General features: G+C 57.5%; 2 protein-coding genes. One reads left to right on the plus strand and one right to left on the minus strand.

What is annotated here, in order from left to right:
* Positions 1-191: 191 nt before the first annotated feature.
* Entirely contained in the window at positions 192-494 is a 303-nt protein-coding gene (locus HW932_RS21390) for a methyl-accepting chemotaxis domain-containing protein (RefSeq protein WP_024168069.1), read from the minus strand.
* A gap of 100 nt (positions 495-594) precedes the next feature.
* On the opposite strand from HW932_RS21390, the gene HW932_RS21395 reads away from it, so the two are divergent.
* Positions 595-1611, plus strand: coding sequence for an IS30-like element IS1394 family transposase (locus HW932_RS21395; RefSeq protein WP_032728035.1), 1017 nt, complete (start codon positions 595-597; stop codon positions 1609-1611).
* Positions 1612-1640: the final 29 nt, after the last annotated feature.

The following is a 1640-nucleotide window of genomic DNA, read 5'->3' on the forward strand; positions in this document are numbered from 1 at the left end:
AAGGGGGAACCGCAGAATTCGGAAAAAATCGTACGCTAAGCTAACGGTGTTCTCGTGACAGCTCTTTGACTAGGCTTTCTAAGGCCATTCTGATAGCCCTGACTTCCTGAAAAGCCATGGCTAAAATTTGTGCGGCTAAAAAGGATAACCGATGGTAAAGTAAGTTATCCCTGTCGAGATACTGAAAAGCGTTATCCTCGTTTTTCCCAAAACTGTTTTGCCAGTTCGCTCAGAGCGCTAGTTAACTGAGCGACAGATTTCGCACTTTGCAAATTATTCTGCCCGGTCTGTACATTGGTATCAGCAGCATCGCGTATATTGATAATACTGCGGTTTATGTCTTCACTTACTGCTCCCTGCTGCTCGACCGCAGTCGCTATTTGCGCGTTCATGTCGGTAATTTCGTTAACGCGTTGGCCAATTCCATCAAGAGCTGTAGCTGCTTCCTCTGCGTGAGCTACACTCGTGTGCGCTTGCCGACTACTTTGCTCCATGACTGTAACAGCGGATTGCGCTCGCTCTTGTAGAGCGCTGATCATGGGCGGCCGCAAAAACTGAGTGCAACACCCGACCATTTCGGTAAGGTGTTGCCCCATGTCCTATCACGAACTCAGCGCCACAGAGCGCGTCACGATCCAGATCGGCCTGTGCAATGGCTTCAGCCAGCGCAGGCTTGCCCGGCTGATGAACCGCAGCCCCTCGACGGTCAGCCGTGAGATCCGGCGCAACCGGAATGCTCAAGGCGAGTACGTTGCAGACGATGCCCAGCGCTTGATGCATACACGCCGCGTGGTCTGTCGACCCGCAAAACGGCTGGTGCCCGGCAACGAGTTGTTCGAGCTGGTCGCCCACCTGCTGCGACAGCGCTTTTCTCCCGAGCAGATTGCCGGCAAGCTGCGAACCATGAAATCCCCAAGCTTCGAAGACGCCTACGTCTGCCGCGAGACAATCTACAACGCGATCTATGCCCTGCCGGTCGGCGAGCTGCGCAAGGAGCTGATCATCTGTCTGCGGCAGGGCAAGACTACCCGCCGGCCGCGCTCCGGCGGGGTGGATCGACGTGGCCAGATCCCCGACATGGTCAGCATCCACGTACGCCCACCGGAGATCGAAGACCGCCTGATGCCCGGTCACTGGGAGGGCGATCTGATCAAGGGCAAGGCCAACGCCTCGGCGGTAGCCACCCTGGTCGAGCGTACCAGCGGCTACCTGATCCTGGCGAAGATGAACGATGCGACGGCGACCTCGGCGGTGGAGGGCTTCAGCGCGGCGCTGAACCGCATGCCGCTGGCTGTACGCAAGAGCATGACCTACGACCAGGGGCGAGAGATGGCGCGGCACGCGGAAATCACCCAGAAGACCGGTGTGGCGATCTACTTCTGCGACCCACACAGCCCCTGGCAGCGCGGCAGCAACGAGAACATCAACGGCCTGATCCGCCAGTACCTGCCCAAGGGCACGGACTTGTCGGTGTACAGCCAGGAGCAGTTGGATGCCATTGCCTACGAACTGAACATCCGACCGCGCAAGCGCTTCAATTGGAAATGCCCGATTGAGGTCATGACAGAGGTAGTGGCGTTGCAGCATGATGCACCTGCTTCAATCCAGTAACCGTGTTGCACTCAGCTTCTGCAACCGCC

Source organism: Allochromatium humboldtianum, assembly GCF_013385175.1.
Lineage (GTDB): Bacteria > Pseudomonadota > Gammaproteobacteria > Chromatiales > Chromatiaceae > Thermochromatium > Thermochromatium humboldtianum.